19 protein-coding genes are annotated in these 17875 nt (G+C 63.9%); 13 read left to right on the forward strand and 6 right to left on the reverse strand.

The window, feature by feature from the left end; all coding sequences use genetic code 11:
- The first annotated feature begins 144 nt into the window (after positions 1-144).
- Complete coding sequence (locus DMX11_RS00210; RefSeq protein WP_110742528.1) at positions 145-1050, forward strand: alpha/beta fold hydrolase; 906 nt, start codon at positions 145-147, stop codon at positions 1048-1050.
- 114 nt (positions 1051-1164) lie between these two features.
- Positions 1165-2079 (forward strand): SDR family oxidoreductase, encoded by a 915-nt coding sequence (locus tag DMX11_RS00215; protein ID WP_110742529.1) that lies wholly within the window; start codon positions 1165-1167, stop codon positions 2077-2079.
- A 270-nt stretch (positions 2080-2349) separates the two neighbouring features.
- Here the strand turns inward: DMX11_RS00215 and DMX11_RS00220 are convergent, their stop codons facing one another.
- The gene (locus DMX11_RS00220) at positions 2350-3132 is read right to left on the reverse strand and encodes an IclR family transcriptional regulator (RefSeq protein ID WP_110742890.1); all 783 of its coding nucleotides are present in this window, start codon (positions 3130-3132) and stop codon (positions 2350-2352) included.
- A gap of 174 nt (positions 3133-3306) precedes the next feature.
- On the opposite strand from DMX11_RS00220, the gene hmgA reads away from it, so the two are divergent.
- Genes hmgA through maiA form a run of 3 tightly spaced genes read left to right on the forward strand, consistent with a single transcriptional unit; the run spans position 3307 to position 6549 of the window.
- The gene (gene hmgA / locus DMX11_RS00225; RefSeq protein WP_110742530.1) at positions 3307-4608 is read left to right on the forward strand and encodes a homogentisate 1,2-dioxygenase; all 1302 of its coding nucleotides are present in this window, start codon (positions 3307-3309) and stop codon (positions 4606-4608) included.
- A 3-nt stretch (positions 4609-4611) separates the two neighbouring features.
- Entirely contained in the window at positions 4612-5904 is a 1293-nt protein-coding gene (fahA, locus tag DMX11_RS00230; RefSeq protein WP_110742531.1) for a fumarylacetoacetase, read from the forward strand.
- Positions 5905-5916: 12 nt separating this feature from the next.
- Complete coding sequence (maiA, locus tag DMX11_RS00235; protein WP_110742532.1) at positions 5917-6549, forward strand: maleylacetoacetate isomerase; 633 nt, start codon at positions 5917-5919, stop codon at positions 6547-6549.
- Here the strand turns inward: maiA and DMX11_RS00240 are convergent.
- On the reverse strand, positions 6543-7349 hold the full coding sequence (locus DMX11_RS00240; RefSeq protein ID WP_110742533.1) for a SirB1 family protein: 807 nt from the start codon (positions 7347-7349) through the stop codon (positions 6543-6545). The two genes, maiA and DMX11_RS00240, sit on opposite strands and share 7 nt — an antisense overlap.
- A gap of 122 nt (positions 7350-7471) precedes the next feature.
- On the opposite strand from DMX11_RS00240, the gene DMX11_RS00245 reads away from it, so the two are divergent.
- On the forward strand, positions 7472-8491 hold the full coding sequence (locus tag DMX11_RS00245) for a Glu/Leu/Phe/Val dehydrogenase dimerization domain-containing protein (protein WP_110742534.1): 1020 nt from the start codon (positions 7472-7474) through the stop codon (positions 8489-8491).
- 16 nt (positions 8492-8507) lie between these two features.
- Here the strand turns inward: DMX11_RS00245 and DMX11_RS00250 are convergent, their stop codons facing one another.
- A complete protein-coding gene (locus tag DMX11_RS00250; protein WP_016497959.1) occupies positions 8508-8771 on the reverse strand; it encodes a YebG family protein in 264 nt (87 codons plus the stop codon).
- Between the two features lie 291 nt (positions 8772-9062).
- On the opposite strand from DMX11_RS00250, the gene DMX11_RS00255 reads away from it, so the two are divergent.
- Positions 9063-9533: a phosphate-starvation-inducible protein PsiE gene (locus DMX11_RS00255; protein ID WP_110742535.1), complete on the forward strand. Its 471-nt coding sequence runs from the start codon at positions 9063-9065 to the stop codon at positions 9531-9533.
- 3 nt (positions 9534-9536) lie between these two features.
- On the opposite strand, the gene DMX11_RS00260 is transcribed toward DMX11_RS00255, so the two are convergent.
- Both DMX11_RS00260 and DMX11_RS00265 read right to left on the reverse strand, forming a co-directional pair.
- Positions 9537-9827, reverse strand: coding sequence for a DUF3509 domain-containing protein (locus DMX11_RS00260; RefSeq protein WP_110742536.1), 291 nt, complete (start codon positions 9825-9827; stop codon positions 9537-9539).
- Between the two features lie 121 nt (positions 9828-9948).
- On the reverse strand, positions 9949-10296 hold the full coding sequence (locus tag DMX11_RS00265) for an HPF/RaiA family ribosome-associated protein (RefSeq protein ID WP_110742537.1): 348 nt from the start codon (positions 10294-10296) through the stop codon (positions 9949-9951).
- Positions 10297-10542: 246 nt separating this feature from the next.
- Between DMX11_RS00265 and DMX11_RS00270 the strand changes: the two genes are divergently transcribed.
- The 6 genes from DMX11_RS00270 to DMX11_RS00295 all read left to right on the forward strand — a co-directional run bounded on the left by DMX11_RS00270 (position 10543) and on the right by DMX11_RS00295 (position 16860).
- Complete coding sequence (locus DMX11_RS00270) at positions 10543-10848, forward strand: DUF3649 domain-containing protein (protein ID WP_110742538.1); 306 nt, start codon at positions 10543-10545, stop codon at positions 10846-10848.
- On the forward strand, positions 10845-12422 hold the full coding sequence (locus tag DMX11_RS00275) for a PepSY domain-containing protein (protein WP_110742539.1): 1578 nt from the start codon (positions 10845-10847) through the stop codon (positions 12420-12422). The genes DMX11_RS00270 and DMX11_RS00275 overlap by 4 nt, the downstream gene beginning before the upstream one ends.
- The gene (locus DMX11_RS00280) at positions 12422-12748 is read left to right on the forward strand and encodes a DUF3325 domain-containing protein (RefSeq protein ID WP_110742540.1); all 327 of its coding nucleotides are present in this window, start codon (positions 12422-12424) and stop codon (positions 12746-12748) included. The genes DMX11_RS00275 and DMX11_RS00280 overlap by 1 nt, the downstream gene beginning before the upstream one ends.
- A gap of 3 nt (positions 12749-12751) precedes the next feature.
- Entirely contained in the window at positions 12752-13327 is a 576-nt protein-coding gene (locus DMX11_RS00285; RefSeq protein ID WP_110742541.1) for an RNA polymerase sigma factor, read from the forward strand.
- Positions 13324-14307, forward strand: coding sequence for a FecR domain-containing protein (locus DMX11_RS00290; protein ID WP_110742542.1), 984 nt, complete (start codon positions 13324-13326; stop codon positions 14305-14307). Before DMX11_RS00285 ends, DMX11_RS00290 begins: the two co-directional genes overlap by 4 nt.
- A gap of 162 nt (positions 14308-14469) precedes the next feature.
- The gene (locus DMX11_RS00295; RefSeq protein ID WP_110742543.1) at positions 14470-16860 is read left to right on the forward strand and encodes a TonB-dependent receptor; all 2391 of its coding nucleotides are present in this window, start codon (positions 14470-14472) and stop codon (positions 16858-16860) included.
- Positions 16861-16889: 29 nt separating this feature from the next.
- Here the strand turns inward: DMX11_RS00295 and DMX11_RS00300 are convergent, their stop codons facing one another.
- On the reverse strand, positions 16890-17765 hold the full coding sequence (locus DMX11_RS00300) for a helix-turn-helix domain-containing protein (RefSeq protein WP_110742544.1): 876 nt from the start codon (positions 17763-17765) through the stop codon (positions 16890-16892).
- Between the last annotated feature and the right edge of the window lie 110 nt (positions 17766-17875).

Consider the following 17875-nt stretch of genomic DNA (forward strand, 5'->3'; position numbering starts at 1 on the left):
CAAGCTGGCTGGCAACGCAAGTTTCAGCCCATGGGCTGCTGGCTAGACTCAGCCTCGACATAGAGAGCACATGTAAGTGCCGAGGTGACTTGCAATGACCGCAGCCTTGCCCTATTCCGCCAACACCTACCCGGGACCGATCTGATGCCTTTGGCCGAAATTCCATTGTGCGTCTGGCGAACCCGGGGTCAAAGCTTCACATTCCGGGGCCAGAGCATCCGCTACTGGACCGCAGGGCAAGGAGAGCCTCTGCTTTTGTTACACGGCTTCCCCACCGCCAGTTGGGACTGGCATTACTTGTGGGGGCCCTTGACCCAACGCTTCAGGGTGATTGCGTGCGACATGCTCGGCTTTGGCGATTCGGCCAAACCGGTCGATCACGCGTACAGCCTGATGGAACAGGCAGACCTGCAACAGGCCCTGCTAGCCCACCTGCACGTCGACCAGCCGGTGCACCTGCTGGCCCACGACTATGGCGGCAGCGTGGCCCAGGAGCTGCTGACGCGGCATCATGAGCAGCGTGCCGAGGTTGCCAGCTGCGTGTTCCTCAACAGTGGGCTGTTCGCCGAAAGCTGCCGCACGCTGCTCATCCAGAAGCTGCTGCTGAGCCGCTTCGGCTGGCTGGTCGGGCGCTCGTTCGGGCGTGACGACCTGGTGCGCAATGTCAGCCAGATCTACGGTCCCTGCACCCACCCCAGCGAAAGCGCGTTGGATGACTTCTGGAGCCTGATCGCCGCCAACCGTGGCACGCGCATCCTGCACAAGCTGGTGGGCTACATGCCCGAGCGCAGTTTGTACCGCGATCGCTGGGTCGAGGCGATGCAGCGCAAGGGCGTGCCCCTGCGCTTGATCAACGGGATGGTCGACCCCTTGTCCGGCGCGCACATGCTCGAGCGTTATCGGCAACTGGTGCCGGAGCCTGACACCGTGCAGTTGCAGGGCATTGGCCACTACCCCCACACCGAAGCGCCGGTGCAGGTGCTGCGGCATTACCTGGCCTTTCGTGAACAGCCGCTGAACTACCCCCAGCCGAAAATGGCGTGGTCCTGACGGGGCCTCATCGCCCTGCGTTATTGCCAGGCATTCAGCCTGCACGAGCTTGATTGTCCGCCCACCGCTGGGGGCGGACACTCGGCTGACCTGAACCTGCCTGGAGCCTTGAGCATGAGCGAGCCTGTCCGTCTGCAAGATCGCGTGGTAATCGTTACCGGTGCAGGAGGTGGCCTGGGCCGTGCCCACGCGCTGCTGTTCGCTGCGCGGGGTGCCAAGGTCGTGGTCAACGACCTCGGCGGCTCTACCTACGGTGAAGGTGCCAGCGCCTCGGCTGCCGACCGGGTGGTGGAGGAGATCCGCGCCGCCGGGGGCTGCGCGGTTGCCAACCATGACTCGGTCAGCCACGGCGCGCGCATTGTCGAGCAGGCCCTGGACAGCTTTGGCCGGGTCGATGTGCTGGTGAACAATGCCGGGATCCTGCGTGACAAAACCTTCCACAAGATGGATGACAGCGACTGGGAGCAGGTTTACCAGGTGCATGTCGAGGGCGCCTACAAAGTCACCCGCGCGGCCTGGCCACACCTGCGTGAGCAGAACTGGGGCCGGGTGATCTTTACCGCCTCCACCTCCGGCATCTACGGCAACTTCGGCCAGGCCAACTACGGCATGGCCAAGCTGGGCCTGTACGGGCTCACCCGCACCTTGGCGATCGAGGGGCGCAAGCACAACATCCTGGTCAATGCCATCGCCCCCACAGGTGGAACACGAATGACCGAAGGGCTGATCCCGCCGCAGGTGTTCGAGCGGCTCAAGCCCGAACTGGTCAGCCCGCTGGTGGTGTACCTGGGCAGTGAGCAGTGCCAGGGCAGCGGCGAGCTGTTCGAGGTGGGCGGTGGTTGGGTCGGCAAGGTGCGTTGGGAGCGTAGCCTAGGTGTGGGCTTTGACCCGCGCGAAGGTTTTACCCCCGAGCAGGTGGCGCAGAACTGGGCGCGCATTGGTGATTTCGACGGCGCGGTGCACCCGCAGGACAGTTTGCAGGCGCTGCAGCAGATGATGGAAAACCTGCAGAAGTACCCGCTAGGGTGAAATGGGCAATGACTGCGCAGGCCTTTGCCGGCTAGCGCAGAAGGGCACTTTATCCAGGCCATAAAAAAGGCCGCTGCAAGCCGCAGCGGCCAATCGAGACGTTAGATCAAGGAGCTTCAAAATCTACGTCGGTGAACCTCGCAGGCCTGAAAGGCGGGGGGAGAGCCCTTCATGCCGGCCAGTGAGTGAAGAATAAGCGCTTGATCCCGTGGGAAAAATAGCCCCTTATGACATTCACCTTTACGTTTCGGGCAACAGTGACGCTGCTGCTCAGGCGGCGGGCGAATAGCCCATGCGCCAGCTGGTCTCGCGCGCGGCCGCCAGCAACCGCAGTGCTGCGGGGCCGTGTTCGTCGGCATGGAAGATCGACGTCGGCCCGACCACGGTCATCACCGCTGCAACCTGGCCCATGGCATTGAAAACCGGTGCCGACAGCGCGTCCACGCCGGGCATCAACAGGCCGTGCACATGATGCAGGCCACGCTCGCGAATGCCTGCCAGCAGCGCCTGGTAATGGTCGGCATCGTGCCCCAGGGCAGCCAGCTCGCGGTCACGCAACTCCACGGTCTCGCGCTCGGGCAGGTAGGCAGCGAACACCAGCCCGGTAGACGAGCTAAGCAGTGGCAGCACCGAGCCGATTTGCGTTACCACCGTGACTGCACGTACCGCCGGTTCGATGCTGACCACGGTCGCCCCCTGGTTACCCCACACGGCAATGAAGCAGCTCTCATTCAGTTCGTCGCGCAGTTGCGACAGCGGCAGCGCGGCAATTTTCAGCACGTCGATGCTGCCAAGCGCCGCCAGCCCCACCCGCAGTGCCTCACGCCCCAGGCCGTAATGGTTGGTGGCGGCATCCTGCTCGGCAAAGCCGCTGGCGATCAACGCCTGCAGGTAACGGTGCACCTTGCTTGCCGGCATCTGCACATGCTCTGCCAGGCGTGACAGCGAGGTGGACGGGGACAGCTCGGCAAGGGCTTTGAGGATGTCGGTGCCGACCTCCGCCGAGCGGACTTTCTGCTTGCCGTTATCGGCGGGGGAGCTGGCTTTGGTCATGGACATCTTCTTCTGCATTTTTCAAGTCGGGCCTTTATAGCTTGACGCCATGCGCGTAGCAAATTACGTTATTCGTAATCTGATTACGATAAAAACAATGCAGACGCGCTGCCACCCCACCTCGGGGCAACAGCCAGCTGCCCGCAACGGCTCGGCCAGAGCCCGGAGGCACCGATGAATCGCGACCCCTCACCCGACCTTCACTACCTCAGCGGCTTCGGCAACGAGTTTGCCAGCGAAGCCCTGCCAGGGGCCTTGCCGGTCGGGCAGAACTCGCCGCAGAAGGCGCCCTACGGGTTGTATGCCGAACTGCTTTCGGGCACTGCGTTCACCATGGCCCGCAACGAGCTGCGCCGTACCTGGCTGTACCGTATTCGCCCCTCAGCATTGCACCCGCGTTTCGAGCGCCTGGCGCGCCAGCCGCTGAGTGGGCCGTTAGGGGGCATCAACCCCAACCGCCTGCGCTGGAGCCCACAGCCGATTCCCGGCGAGCCGACCGACTTCATCGAGGGCTGGCTGCCGATGGTGGCCAACGCGGCGGCAGAAAAGCCGGCTGGTGTCAGTATCTATATCTACCGCGCCAACCGCTCCATGGAGAGGGTGTTCTTCAACGCCGACGGTGAACTGTTGCTGGTGCCGGAACTGGGCCGCCTGCGCATCGCTACCGAACTGGGGGTGATGGAGGTCGAGCCACTGGAAATTGCAGTGATCCCGCGCGGCATGAAGTTCCGTGTCGAACTGCTCGATGGCCAGGCCCGTGGCTACATCGCCGAAAACCATGGGGCACCACTGCGTCTCCCGGACCTGGGCCCGATCGGCAGCAACGGCCTGGCCAACCCGCGCGACTTCCTTACCCCGGTAGCGCACTACGAAGAGGCCGCAGGGCCGGTGCAACTGGTGCAGAAGTTCCTGGGCGAGCACTGGGCCTGCGAGCTGCAGCACTCGCCGCTGGACGTGGTCGCCTGGCACGGCAGCAACGTGCCGTACAAGTACGACCTGCGCCGCTTCAACACCATTGGCACGGTCAGCTTCGACCACCCGGACCCGTCGATCTTCACCGTGCTGACCTCGCCGACCAGCGTGCATGGCCTGGCCAACATGGACTTCGTGATCTTCCCGCCACGCTGGATGGTGGCCGAGAACACATTCCGTCCACCTTGGTTCCACCGCAACCTGATGAACGAATTCATGGGCCTGATCAATGGCGCCTACGATGCCAAGGCCGAGGGCTTCGTGCCGGGCGGTGCGTCGCTGCACGGGGTGATGAGCGCCCATGGTCCCGACGCTGAAACCTGCGAAAAAGCCATTGCCGCCGACCTGGCGCCGCACAAGATCGACAACACCATGGCCTTCATGTTCGAGACCAGCCAGGTGCTGCGCCCGAGCCTGCAAGCCCTTGAATGCCCGCAATTGCAGGCTGACTACGATAGTTGCTGGGCGACCTTGCCGAGCACCTTCAACCCGAACCGGAGATAACCCATGAACCACACTGCCAATGCCCGTAGCTGGGTCGAGCACGCCAACGGGCACAGCGACTTCCCGCTGCAGAACCTGCCCATGGGCATCTTCAGCCGGCCGGGTGAAGCCAGGCGCTGTGGCGTGGCCATCGGCGACGCAATCCTCGACCTGGAAGCGGCGCTGGCCGCCGGCCTGTTCGACGGCGCCGCCAAGGCCGCCGTCGAGGCTACCCGGGGCGGGGCGCTGAACGCATTCTTCGCTCTGGGCCGCAGCGCGCGCATCGCTCTGCGCGAGCGCCTGCAGGTATTGCTGGGCGAACACAGCGAACACCAGGCGGCGCTGAAGCCGCTGCTGTATCTGGCCAGCGACTGCCAGTTGCATGTACCGGCGCAGATCGGTGACTACACCGACTTCTACGTGGGCATCGAGCACGCCAAGAACGTGGGCAAGCTGTTCCGCCCCGACAACCCGCTGCTGCCTAATTACAAGTACGTCCCGATCGGTTACCACGGCCGTGCTTCGACCATTCGCCCATCGGGCACCGATGTGCGTCGGCCAAAAGGCCAGACCCTGCCGGCCGGGCACACTGAGCCGAGCTTCGGCCCCTGTGCGCGGCTGGACTACGAGCTGGAGCTGGGCATCTGGATCGGCCAGGGCAACGAGATGGGCCAGGCCATTCCCGTAGGCGATGCCGCCGAGCACGTAGCCGGCCTGTGCCTGCTCAATGACTGGTCGGCGCGCGACATCCAGGCCTGGGAATACCAGCCATTGGGGCCGTTCCTGTCCAAGAGCTTCATTACCACGATCTCGCCATGGGTGGTCACTGCCGAAGCGCTGGAGCCGTTCCGCTGCGCCCAGCCTGCCCGTCCGGAAGGCGACCCGCAGCCACTGTCCTACCTGCTGGACAAACGCGACCAGGCCGCGGGTGCATTTGACATCGAACTGGAAGTACTGCTGCTGACCGAGCGCATGCGCGAGCAGGGTGTTGCCCCACACCGCCTGACCCTGAGCAACACCCGCAGCATGTACTGGACCGTGGCGCAGCTGGTGGCGCACCACAGCGTCAATGGCTGCCAGCTGCAGCCGGGCGACCTGTTCGGATCTGGCACGCTGTCGGGCGCCACGCCAGGTTCGTTCGGCAGCCTGCTGGAGATCACCGAAGGCGGCAAGCTGCCGGTGGAGCTGGCCAGTGGCGAGGTGCGCAAGTTCCTCGAGGACGGTGACGAGATCATCCTGCGGGCGCGCTGCGCGCGTGACGGTGTGGCCAGCATCGGTTTCGGCGAATGCCGTGGCACGGTTGTCGCGGCCAACTGAGGAGGCTAGGGCATGGAGCTGTACACCTACTACCGTTCCACCTCGTCCTACCGGGTGCGCATTGCCCTGGCACTGAAGGGGCTGGCTTACCAGTCCCTGCCGGTCAACCTGCTGCAAGGCGGGCAGCGAGATGCGGCCTATGTTGCCGTCAACCCGCAGGGGCGGGTGCCGGCATTGCGCACCGATGGCGGTGATTTGCTGGTGCAGTCACCTGCGATCATCGAATACCTGGAAGAGGTTTATCCACAGCCTGCGTTGCTGCCGGTCATGGCCGAGGTGCGTGCCAAGGCGCGAGGCGTGGCAGCGATCATCGGCTGCGACATTCACCCGCTGCACAATGTCAGCGTGCTCAACCGGCTGCGCGAGGCAGGCCATGACGAGGGACAGGTCAGCGACTGGATCGATCACTGGATCAGCCAAGGGCTGGCGGCAGTGGAACAACTGATTGGCGATGAAGGCTTCTGCTTTGGCGATACGCCAGGGTTGGCGGATGTGTACCTGATCCCGCAGCTGTACGCCGCCGAGCGCTTCAATGTCGACCTCGGCGGCTTCCCGCGTATTCGGCGGGTTGCCGCACTGGCAGCCGTTCACCCGGCCTTCGCCAGTGCCCATCCCGCCCGGCAGCCGGACAGCCCGGCTCAGTGAAGTGAACGGTTAGCGGCCGGGAGCTTGCCGATACGCTCGGACAGCTTCAGGCGCTGGACCGGGTCTTCGGTCAGCAATAACGCATGCTCCAGGTCGAAACGCTCGGCCTGTGGGCAATCCAGGTGTTGGTAGAGCGAGGCGCGGGTCATGTAGTCGCCCACCTGCACCGGGCCCAGTTGCATCACCCGCTCGGCATCGATCAGCGCCGCCAGGTGGTTGTCGTTACTGATGTGCAACTGGCGCAGGTTACGTGACAGGCGTTGCAGCATCTGCAAAGGGCTGGCGCCGCGCATATGCTCTGCTGTCAGCGCCACGTGCGGGCCGAACTGGCGCGCCAGCAACTCGCGGCAATCGCTGGGGTACAAGCGTCGGCCGCCACAGGGGTCCAGCAGGTGGTCGGCCCCCGGTACGCGGAGCAGGAAATGCCCAGGGAAACCCACGCCTTCCAGCGGGATGGACAGGCGCCGCGCCAGCTCCAGAGCAAGGATCGCCAGCGTCAGCGGTTGGCCACGGCGGCGCTGCAGCACCTTGTCCATCATCGCTGCGTGCGGACGCAAGGGGTGGTATTCATCCTGCTGGAAACCCAGTGCGTTAAGCTGGCGCAGCAGCGGCTGGGCCAGTTCGCCCAGCGGCAGCATGGGCAGACTGGTGCTGATCTCGCGCTGCAATTCGTGCACGTGGGCAAGGCTGGCCGCGGGCTCGACGCTGCGGTCGTGCTCGGCAGCCATCCACAATGCGGCTTCCAGCAGGGCGACAGGCTCGCGTTCCAGGCAGGCCAGGCAGGCTTGACGTGGGTTCATGGGGTTTCTCCACACACGCTTGAGTATTAGCCGTGGCGCGCGGTTTCGTCCAGTGGTCCGGCGGCGGCACCGGCCCCGGGGCCGTGCCTATACTGGAGTAAGCACCTCGTGGGGGCCTGTCGATGTTCGCACTGATGCAAAGCACCCGTACTCAGTCACTGCACTTGTTCAACGACCCGGCTACGGGCCTGAAAGCGGTGGTGGCAATCCACAGCGAGCAGTTGGGGCCGGCGATGGGCGGTTGCCGCTACCTGCCGTATGCCGATGACGAAAGTGCCATGACCGACGCCATCCGCCTGGCCCAGGGCATGAGCTACAAGGCGGCCTTGGCGGGTCTGCCGCTGGGTGGCGGCAAGGCGGTGATCATGCGCAACCCGCATGTGGAAAACCGCGCCGCGCTGTTCGAAGCCTTTGGCCGCTTCATCGATACCTTGCATGGGCGCTTCATCATTGCCGTAGACAGCGGCACCTCTACCCTGGACATGGACTGCATCGCCCAGAGCACGCCGCATGTGACCAGTACCACTGCTTCGGGTGACCCTTCACCGCATGCGGCGATGGGGGTATTCGCCGGTATCAGGGCAACAACCTCATTCCGCCTTGGCAGTGATGATTTGCGCGGCCTGCGGATCGCGATTCAAGGGTTGGGCAATGTCGGTTATGCGCTGGCCGAGCAACTGCACGCGGTAGGCGCGGAGTTGCTGGTCAGCGACCTCGACCCGGGGCGTGTGCGGCTGGCGATGGAGCAGTTCGATGCAAAGCCTGTGACCAACGATGCGTTGCTCAGCACCCCTTGCGATATTTTTGCGCCATGCGGCGTGGGGCCAGTATTGAATGGGCAGAGCGTGATGCAGCTGCGGTGTGCGGCAGTGGCGGGGGCGGCGAACAACCAGTTGACTACCTTGCAGGTGGCCGACCAGCTGGAGTCGCGCGGGATACTGTATGCGCCTGACTATGTCATCAATGCTGGCGGGCTGATCTACGTGGCGCTAACCCATCGTGGCGAAGACCTGGGCACCATCACCGCGCACCTGGCGCGGATACCGACGCGGCTGACCGAAGTGTTCGGCCATGCGCAGGCGGAGAAGCGCTCGCCGGCGCGAGTGGCGCAGATGCTGGCGGAGCGATTGCTGTACGGGTAACGAGGCCTGGGCAGGCCTACTCTGCTGCTGGCGCTTCGAGCAACTCGGCCAACGCATCCGGCTGGCTTTTGAACGCCCGGGCGAACACATCGCGGTTCTTGGCCATGTAGATACCGGCTTCCTCGACCTGCTGCTCGGTCAGCGACGGCACCGCCTTGTGCAGCACTTCGGCCAAGCGTTCGGCCAGTTCGAGCATTTTGTCGTGACGGTCTGCTTCGGCCTTATCCATGAACAAGCGCTCCGGGTCGCGGCTGCTGCGGTACACCACTTCGACGGCCATTCATCACCTCTATGCCTTTTTGCTGGTTGTGTTGCGATTTACTGTATCGATATACAGTAATGGCAATACGGGTTGGTTCGCAAGCAGAAATTGTAGCCCGGCATAGACTGAGCGCTGCGCGCGCGCCTTTGCCTGTCAAAGCCGGTCGCTTCTTTGCAACCCGTCATGCCTCAAGGTGCCTTGCGGCAATCGGTCGCCTTCCAAGACAGGGGCCTGGCCCTTTAACTGCATGGCACAAGCGTCACATCAGCGACGCATCATCCTTAAAGACGTATCGGGGAATGGAACATCGTGAACATCAAATGGGCAGAAAAGCTGCGCAAGGGCCTGCACGGCTCGGCTGACTCGCTGGGTAACCTGTGCGTCGAGGCCTTCCATTACCTGGCGCTGTTCGGCATTGGCGCGATCACTGCCTATGCGGCGGTGGTCACCTTCCTGGACATGCTCGGCAAGGGCGGGATCAGCGTCGATGACATCCTGCTGCTGTTCATCTACCTCGAACTGGGGGCGATGGTCGGCATCTACTTCAAGACCAACCACATGCCGATCCGCTTTCTGTTGTATGTGGCGATCACCGCGCTCACCCGCCTGCTGATCGGCGATGTTTCGCACCACAAGGCACCGGACGAGGGGCTGCTGTACCTGTGCGGGGGCATCCTGCTGCTGGCGTTCTCGATCCTGGTGGTGCGCTATGCCTCGTATCGCTACCCCTCGACCAAGGTGCTGGATGCCAACGGCAAGGACGTAGGGGAGGGCAAGTAGGCTTCAGTTGGCCATGAATGGGCGCTGGCCGTGACCGGCGTCACGGGTCAGCGCTGCGAGTACCTGCATAGGGTTCTGCCCCAGTTCGATGGCCAGGCCCAGGCGGATGCTGTCGATCACCCGCTGCAGGCGCACTGGGTCGTTGCGTTGGGCCTGGGTGATGAGGCGCTTGGCCACCACGCCGGCGTCGTCGGACAGGGTCAGCATGATGCTGCCGTCGAGGTTCGCAATGCTCAGGTTCACCCGATATTCGGGAGCGAATGCTGCACTGATTCGTTCGAATGGGTTGTTCATGGTCTTGCTTCTGCGGTGAGTGAGTGCAGAGGTTGACCGGGATGTTCGCACGTTGGTTCAGTGCCATTGATCGGCACAAACGAAAACGCCCGGCTCAAGGCCGGGCGTTTGGCATTGTCGATCAGGCGTCGGGGTCACTCAGTTCCAGGGCGCCGCGCTTGCTGCGCAGCTTGCCGTAGAAGTGTTCCAGCGCATGGTTCAGTTTGGTGGCTGCACCGTCGACTGCCTGGTCCAGCGAAGTGGCGGTGTGGGTCACGGAAATCGGCTGGTGGCCTTTGGGGCGAGCCTCCATCTGGCAGCGTTTGTCATGCGGTCCGGGCTTGGCGCCGTTCTCGTCGCGCAGGTGCACCTCGATGCGGGTGAGGTCGTCCTCGTAGCGCTCAAGTGAGCTTTCCAGTGTACTGCGGACCCACTGGTCGAGCCGGGCGTTACCTTCGAAATGGTTGCTGCTGTTAACCTGGATTTGCATGATTCAATCCTTATTCAGCTTGCTCGCATGGAGGCGCTGCCAGGTCCTTGAGACCCTTGGAATTTCTGCGCCTCTTGACTCTAAGGTCAGGCAACCGCGCAACGAATTCAAGCCCTTTTTGAAAATAAATTTCTTGTTGCACATCCCCCTTGCAAGACCCACTGGCGTGCACCCCTACGATGTAGCTTTGCTTATGAGAATTGAAATCATTAGTATTGCAACCCCGAACACGCCCGGACCTTCGCCATGACGCGCAACACTGCCGGCCTTCCGCTCAGCTACCGCCTGGCCGTGGCCTCACGCAGCCTGGCTGCGCTGCTGGGTGGCTACCTGTTGGCGTCCATGGCCAGCGTCTGCATCGCCCTTGTCGCACCGTTGCCCAAGGTCGATGCCACGCTCACTGGCCTGTTGCTTTCGTTCGTCTTCTACCTGCTGGCATTCATCTGGTGCTTTGCCTGCCGCAGCGCCTGGCGGGCCTGGCTTGGCGTGCTGGCGCCAAGCCTGTTGCTGGGCATGATCAGCGCCGTTGCCTACTGGATGAAAACGCCATGAAAGAAGGCTTCCGCCAGGCCATGGCCTGGCTGCACACCTGGACCGGCCTGATCTTCGGTTGGCTGCTGTTCGCCATTTTCCTCACCGGCACGCTGTCGTACTTCAAGGAGGAGATTACCCAATGGTCTCACCCCGAGGTTCGCAGCCACGCGCTGGACCCGGCCCGTAGCCTGGGGATGGCCCAGCGTTACCTGGAGCAAAATGCCGGGCACTCCGGTAACTGGTTCATCCGCCTGCCCAACGAGCGCGAGGCCGCGTTGACCGTGGGTTACCGTGACCCGAATGGCGGGCGGCGCGGCTTCGCCAGCAAGACCCTCGATACCCAGACCGGCCAGCCGGTGGAGGCACGCGACAGCAGGGGGGGCGAGTTCTTCTACCGCTTCCATTTCCAGTTACAGATGCCGTACCCGTTCGGTCGCTGGCTGTCGACTTTCTGCGCGTTCATCATGCTGCTGGGGCTGGTCACCGGCATCATCACCCACAAGAAGATCTTCAAGGAGTTCTTCACCTTCCGGCCCGGCAAGGGCCAGCGCTCCTGGCTGGATGGGCACAACGCCATAGGTGTGCTGGTGCTGCCGTTCCACCTGATGATCAGCTACAGCAGCCTGGTGTTGTTCATGTACATGGTGATGCCAGCGGGCATCATGGCCAGCTATGGCAATGCCACTGACAAATACTTCAACGACCTGTTCGGCCGTGACGATGCGCCCAAGGCAGCCCAGGTAGCCACGCCGCTGGTGGCGCTGCCAAGCCTGTACGCCAAGGTGCAGGAACTGCAGCCAGGCGCGCGGATCGGTAGCATCCAGGTGCAGAACCCGGGCGACAGCAATGCCCGCGTCACCTTCAGCCAGTCGGCCGCCGACCACGTGGCCTACCGGCGCAGCGCCAACTGGACCTTCGACGGCGCCAACGGCGCGCTGCTCAGCCAGGGCAAGCCGGAGAGCGGGGCGATGATGACTGCCTTCAGCTTCGCCGGGCTGCACATGGGCAACTTCGCCGGGCCCTGGCTGCGCTGGCTGTACTTTTTCTTTGGTGTTTCCGGTACTGCGGTGATCGGCACCGGCCTGGTAATGTGGCTGGGCAAGCGCCAGCTCAAGCATGCCAAAAGCGCGCACATGCCAGGCGAGCTACGCCTGGTCGAGGTGCTCAATATCGCCAGCATGAGTGGCCTGCTGCTGGCTGTGGCGGGCTTCTTCTGGGCCAACCGGCTAATCCCGACCGGCGTTGAAGGCCGCGCCGACTGGGAGGTCAATGTCTTCTTCATGGCCTGGGGCCTGTCACTGGTGCATGCCGTGCTGCGCAGCGGGCGCCGAGCCTGGGGCGAGCAACTGGCACTGGGCGCGTTCGCCTTTACCTTGCTGCCGCTGCTCAATGGCCTGACCACCGGCCGCGGCCTGAATCAGTCGCTGCCTGCGGGGGATTGGTCCATGGCCGGTTTTGACCTGACGGCGCTGGGCACCGGGCTGTTCCTGGCCTGGCTGGCCGGCAAGATGCTACGCAGCCCCAAGCCTATGGCCAGGCGCGCGCCGCGTGCGGCAGAAAAAACGGCGGCTGAACCGGTGCAGGCAAGCTGATGCTGGGTAACGCACTGATCGCCTTTGCAGGTTTCGTCGCCCTGTGCCTGGCCATGGAAAAGCACTTCAAAGACCTGCTCGGGCGCAAGCCGCGGCCCAGGCAGTTGCGCCTGTTACGCGTGACCGGTTGGTTGCTGCTGGCGCTATCGCTGGTCCTTAGCGTGCACCTGCGGGGCTGGGCCCATGGCCTGGTGGAGTGGGCCGCGGTCATCATGGCCGGGGTGACCCTGTGGGTGTTCGGCCTGCCGTATCAGCCGCGCCTGCTGCTGGGCCTGGCCGCCGCCAGCGCGGTGCTGGGCCCGCTGCTGGCTGCGTTCGCTGTGTGACCCGTGAGCGACCAGGGGGACATCATCGAGCCCGACGCCGACAATGCTGGCGGGCGTGCCCGTTTCGTCCAGGTATTCCAGGCCCAGCGTGCGCGCATGGAAGCGCTGGTCAGCCGCCGGGTTGGCTGTCGCGCCACGGCATCGGACCTGGTCCAGGAGCTGTTCCTGCGTTTCTGGCGCCGCCCCGAGGTCCAGGTCGAGGCGCTGGATACCTACCTGCTGCGTTGTGCCGGCAACCTGGCCATTGATCACCTGCGCAGCCAGGGCAGCCGCGAGCGCGTGGCCGAAGCGGCGTTGCCGGTGGATGAAGCGGCCATGGCCCTCGCCCCGGATCAGGCCGTGGAGGTTGACCATGACTTGCAGCGTATCGAGGCCGCCTTGCGTGCCTTGCCCGAGCGTACTCGGCAGATCTTCCTGCTGAACCGGGTCCACGGCTGCAAGTACGGCGAGATAGCCAAGGCCATGCAACTGTCCCAGAGCGCAGTGGAAAAGCATATGATGCGCGCGCTCGAAGCGTGCAAGGCGAGTATCGCCGAGCCCCCGTCCACCCCACGCCGGCCAGGGAGTGCCCATCGATGAGCCGTTTACCGCCGATCACCGAGGCGCAGTCGCAGGCGGCCCTGCACTGGCTCAGCCGCATCAACGAGCAGCCTGGGCAAGCCGAGGGCGCGGCGTTCAAGCGCTGGCTGCTGGCCGACCCTGGCCACCGTGCTGCCTATGACCAGGCCCAGGCGCTATGGCAGCAGAGTGTTGCTCCGGCGGCACGCTTGGCTGATGAAGAACATGAAACCCTGCAACGCTACCTTGATGCCATGGCCAGACCAGCAGCCAGGCGCCCATGGCGGCAACGGGTGGCGGCGCTGGCTGTGGCGGCCTGCCTGGTACTGGCTGTGAGCGTTGCGGGTGGCTGGCACCCCGCTTACTGGCTGCAGGACTTGCAGGCCGACTACACCACAGGCGGGCAGATTCGCCAGGTGACCCTCGCCGACCAGTCGCAGGTGACGCTGGATGCGGACAGCGCGATAGCGATCGATTTCGCACACGGCGAGCGCCGCGTGCGGCTGTTGCATGGCGCCGCGTTTTTCCAGGTAAGCCATACCGGTGAGCCGTTCCTGGTCGAATCTGGCGGGGGCAAGGTGCGGGTGCTGGGTACCCAATTCGAGGTGCGTGAGCAAAGCGCGGGGGCCCAGGTGACGGTGCGCAGCGGGCGTGTGGCGGTCAGCCCGATGGCGGGCGCGGTGGCGCGCGAGCTGACGGCTAACCAGCAGGTGGCTTATGCCGCGGGAAAACTGGGCGACACCCAGCAAGTGGACAGCGACAACCGCCTGGCCTGGCGCCAGGGTTGGTTGAATTACTACCAGGTACCGTTGGCGCAGGTGGTCGAGGACCTGGGGCGTTATTACCCGGGGCGCATCCTGCTGCTGGATGATGAATTGGCCAAGCGCAAGGTCAGCGGCAGTTTCCCGGTGGCCGAGCCACTGCTGGCGCTGGATTCACTGGGCAAGGTGATGGGGTTTTCGCGGCAGACGGTGCTGGGGCGGTTGACCTTGGTTCAGTGATTACCAGTGTGGTGGCCCTTCAGGAGCATCACGCTGCTCCTGCAGAGGCGGGCCCAGAAAAAATATTTTCAGATAACGGGTGAGGTAACAGGACGTGGCATCCGTGTAATGAGTGGAAGTGCGATTCATTCGCAGTCATAACCCTCTCACAGGTCAGCGTCCATGAAGTTCTCCCCGCGTTGCGTCCCCCTCTGGTTCGGCCTTGCCATGCTCCCGGCCATCGCCATCGCTCCTTTGGCGAGCGCTGTCGAGCAACAGCAGGCCTACGCATTCGCCCAGCCGGCCCAGCCACTGGCCCAGGCCCTCAGTGCCTTCAGCCGCAGCGTGGGCCAAAGCGTGGTCTACACCGTCGAATTGCCCGCTGTGCAGGCCCCGGCGCTGAACGGCAGCTACAGCGCCGAACAAGCGCTGCAACAACTGCTGGTCGGCAGTGGGCTGGCTTGGCGTCGCCTGGACGCGCGCACCCTGACCCTGGAGGCGGTGGATACCTCTGGCGCCCTCAATCTGCAGGCCACCACCGTTACCTCGCAGCTGGACATCGACAGCTACCAACCTCCGGCAACGGCCTCGATCATGCGCGGCCAGGGCCTGAACCAGGACATCCCCCAGGCAATCAACGTGGTCCCGGCCCAGGTCATTCGCGACCAGGCCCCGCGCAACCTCGATGACGCCCTGGCCAACGTCAGCGGCATCACCCAGGGCAACAACTTCGGCGGCACGTCCGATACCGTGATGAAGCGCGGCTTTGGCGACAACCGCGACGGCTCGATCATGCGTGACGGGATGCCCATCGTGCAGGGCCGCAGCCTCAATGCCAGTACCGAACGGGTCGAAGTGCTCAAGGGGCCGGCCTCCCTGCTGTACGGCATCCAGGACCCGGGCGGGGTCATCAACGTGGTCAGCAAGCGCCCGCAACTTGAGCAATACAACGCCCTGACCGTGCGGGGTTCGACCTACGGCAGTGGCAAGAACGGCAGTGGCGGCGGGTTCGACAGTACGGGCGCGCTGGGCGACAGCAACTTCGCCTACCGGCTTATCGTCGACCATGAAGACGAGGATTACTGGCGCAACTACGGGGTGCACCGCGAATCGCTGGTGGCGCCGTCTCTGGCCTGGCTGGGCGAGGATACCCAGGTTGTTCTGGCCTACGAGCACCGTGAATTCCTATACCCGTTTGACCGCGGCACGGCGTTCGGCGCAAACGGCCATCCGCTGGACATCCCAGCCACGCGGCGCCTGGACGAGCCTTTCAACGACATGGAAGGGCGCTCCGACCTGTACCGCCTGGAGGTCGACCACCCGTTGGCCGATGACTGGAAGCTGCACTTCGGCTACAGCTTCAACCGCGAGACTTACGATGCCAGCCAGGTTCGCGTGACCGGCGTCAACGAAACCCAAGGCACGCTGACACGCAGCATCGACGGCACCCACAACGCCATGAGCCGTGACCAGTTCGTGACCCTGAGTCTCAATGGTAATGTCGAGCTGGCGGGGATGCAGCATGACCTGCTGTTCGGCATCGACCATGAAGACCGCAAGATCTTTCGCGGTGACCTGATTCGCCAGACACCACAGTCCACGTTCAGTTATCTGGACCCGGTCTACGGACAGGAAGTGGAGGGCTCCAACGTACGAGCCAGCGACAGCGACCAGACCGACAAGCTGCGCACCGATGCGCTGTTCGTGCAGGACGCGCTGCACCTCGATGAGCACTGGATCCTTGTAGCAGGTGCGCGTTTCCAGCAGTACGACCAGTACGCTGGCCGCGGTCGCCCGTTCAAGGCCAATACCGACATCAGTGGCCAGGCCTGGGTACCCCACGCCGGTATCGTTTACAAAGTCGACGACCAGCTCTCGTTCTATGGCAGCTACAGCGAGTCGTTCAAGCCCAACTCGACCATCGCGCCGCTGACCGGCAATGTCGTGCTCGACTCCTCGGTGGCACCTGAGGAGGGCAAGTCGTGGGAGCTGGGCGCCAAGTTCGACATGCCAGGCCGTATCACAGGCACCCTGGCCTTGTTCGATATCACCAAGCGCAATGTACTGGTCTCGAACTTTGACGCCATCACCCGCGAGACGGTCTACAGCAATGCGGGTGAAGTCAGTTCACGCGGTGTCGAACTCGACGTGACCGGCCAGCTCAGCGAGCGCTGGAGCCTGATCGGCAGCTATGCACTTACCGATGCCAAGGTAACCAAGGATCCTGATCTTGAGGGCAATCGCCTGCAGAACGTGGCCCGGCACAGCGGCTCGCTGTCGGCAGTGTATGACTTTGGCAGCCTGTTCGGGGGTGACCGGCTGCGCTTCGGTGCCGGCGCCCGCTATGTGGGCGAGCGTTCGGGTAACGCGACCAACACCTTCGACCTGCCGAGCTATACCGTTGCCGATGCATTTGCCACCTACGAGACCCAACTCGACGAACATAACGTGCGCCTGCAACTGAACGTGAAGAACCTGTTCGACAAGGTGTATTACAGCTCGGCGGTGAACCAGTACTTTGTGGCGATTGGCGATGCGCGGCAGGTCAGTTTGTCGAGCACCTTCGAGTTCTAGGTCAATGGGGTCGCCGAGCGGCCCCGGTTTCAGCTGAAAAAGGCCTTGCGGTATTCGCCAGGTGTGGCCCCCAGGGCTTGGCGAAACCGGTTGCTGAAATGGCTGGCACTGGCAAACCCGCACAACAGGGCAATTTCCCCCAGCGGCATCACCCCCAGTCGCAACAGCTGGCAAGCGCGGTGCAGCCGCCGGGCCAGCAGGTACTGGTGCGGCGGCAGCCCGAAGCTTGCGCGGAACATGCGCGCAAAATGGTATTCGGACAAGTTGCATCGCAACGCCAGCTCGCCCAGGGTAACGGGTTGGTCCAGGTGCGCTTCGATGTAGTCGACCAGTTGCCGGCGCAGGTTAGGCGCCAGCCCGCCTTTCAGGCGCAGGCCGTGGCGCAGCCCCACTTGGCTGAGCAGCGCATGGTCAACGATTTCGTGCGCCAGGGTGCTGGCCAGCAGGCGCTCGCCGGGCTCGTCCCAGTCCAGGCCGATCAGCTGGCGAAAGCGCCCGGCCTGCTGTGGGTCATCGAGAAAGGTCGCTTCCTGTAGCTGCAGTTCACGCGGTTCACGGTCGAGCAGGCGCACGCAGCCCAGGGCAAATTGCGCCTCGCTGACGTACAGGTGGGCCAGGCGAATGGCGCCGTTCACCACCCAGTTCGACTCATGGCCGGCCGGCATGATGCACAGCTTGTCGGGTGCGCCTTTGTCGGCTGGCCGCTGGCGCCGGAAAGTGCCGGTGCCGTCGGCGATGTAGCACGACAAGGTGTGATGGCTAGGCGCCTGATAGTCGCGGGCATCGTCGCGGTTGTTCCACAACGCCGCCGCCAGCCCGTCGCCCAGCTGCGCGCTCAGTTCCAGGCGGGCATGGGGCGAGGCATGCATGGCGTTGAACACTTGCAACTGAGTGAAAGGGGTCATGGGCAGTTCCTCTGAGGGCCATCCTACTGCGCCTTGGGCTGGCGCACAGCCACCCGGGGGACAAATGCGCAAGTTTGTGCAAGCGCAAGGTGTCGGGCAGGGCGAACACT

The sequence above is a fragment of the Pseudomonas sp. LB-090624 genome, assembly GCF_003205205.1.
In the GTDB taxonomy this organism is placed as follows: domain Bacteria; phylum Pseudomonadota; class Gammaproteobacteria; order Pseudomonadales; family Pseudomonadaceae; genus Aquipseudomonas.

Bases quoted from the DNA above. Each gene is read 5' to 3' on its own strand.
- DMX11_RS00215 (WP_110742529.1), top strand. From the start codon at position 1,165: ATGAGCGAGCCTGTCCGTCTGCAAGATCGCGTGGTAATCGTTACCGGT.
- fahA (WP_110742531.1), top strand. From the start codon at position 4,612: ATGAACCACACTGCCAATGCCCGTAGCTGGGTCGAGCACGCCAACGGG.
- DMX11_RS00210 (WP_110742528.1), top strand. From the start codon at position 145: ATGCCTTTGGCCGAAATTCCATTGTGCGTCTGGCGAACCCGGGGTCAA.
- DMX11_RS00250 (WP_016497959.1), bottom strand. From the start codon at position 8,771: ATGGCCGTCGAAGTGGTGTACCGCAGCAGCCGCGACCCGGAGCGCTTG.
- maiA (WP_110742532.1), top strand. From the start codon at position 5,917: ATGGAGCTGTACACCTACTACCGTTCCACCTCGTCCTACCGGGTGCGC.
- DMX11_RS00295 (WP_110742543.1), top strand. From the start codon at position 14,470: ATGAAGTTCTCCCCGCGTTGCGTCCCCCTCTGGTTCGGCCTTGCCATG.
- DMX11_RS00265 (WP_110742537.1), bottom strand. From the start codon at position 10,296: ATGCAAATCCAGGTTAACAGCAGCAACCATTTCGAAGGTAACGCCCGG.
- DMX11_RS00280 (WP_110742540.1), top strand. From the start codon at position 12,422: ATGCTGGGTAACGCACTGATCGCCTTTGCAGGTTTCGTCGCCCTGTGC.
- DMX11_RS00240 (WP_110742533.1), bottom strand. From the start codon at position 7,349: ATGAACCCACGTCAAGCCTGCCTGGCCTGCCTGGAACGCGAGCCTGTC.
- DMX11_RS00245 (WP_110742534.1), top strand. From the start codon at position 7,472: ATGTTCGCACTGATGCAAAGCACCCGTACTCAGTCACTGCACTTGTTC.
- hmgA (WP_110742530.1), top strand. From the start codon at position 3,307: ATGAATCGCGACCCCTCACCCGACCTTCACTACCTCAGCGGCTTCGGC.
- DMX11_RS00290 (WP_110742542.1), top strand. From the start codon at position 13,324: ATGAGCCGTTTACCGCCGATCACCGAGGCGCAGTCGCAGGCGGCCCTG.
- DMX11_RS00275 (WP_110742539.1), top strand. From the start codon at position 10,845: ATGAAAGAAGGCTTCCGCCAGGCCATGGCCTGGCTGCACACCTGGACC.
- DMX11_RS00270 (WP_110742538.1), top strand. From the start codon at position 10,543: ATGACGCGCAACACTGCCGGCCTTCCGCTCAGCTACCGCCTGGCCGTG.
- DMX11_RS00260 (WP_110742536.1), bottom strand. From the start codon at position 9,827: ATGAACAACCCATTCGAACGAATCAGTGCAGCATTCGCTCCCGAATAT.
- DMX11_RS00220 (WP_110742890.1), bottom strand. From the start codon at position 3,132: ATGACCAAAGCCAGCTCCCCCGCCGATAACGGCAAGCAGAAAGTCCGC.
- DMX11_RS00300 (WP_110742544.1), bottom strand. From the start codon at position 17,765: ATGACCCCTTTCACTCAGTTGCAAGTGTTCAACGCCATGCATGCCTCG.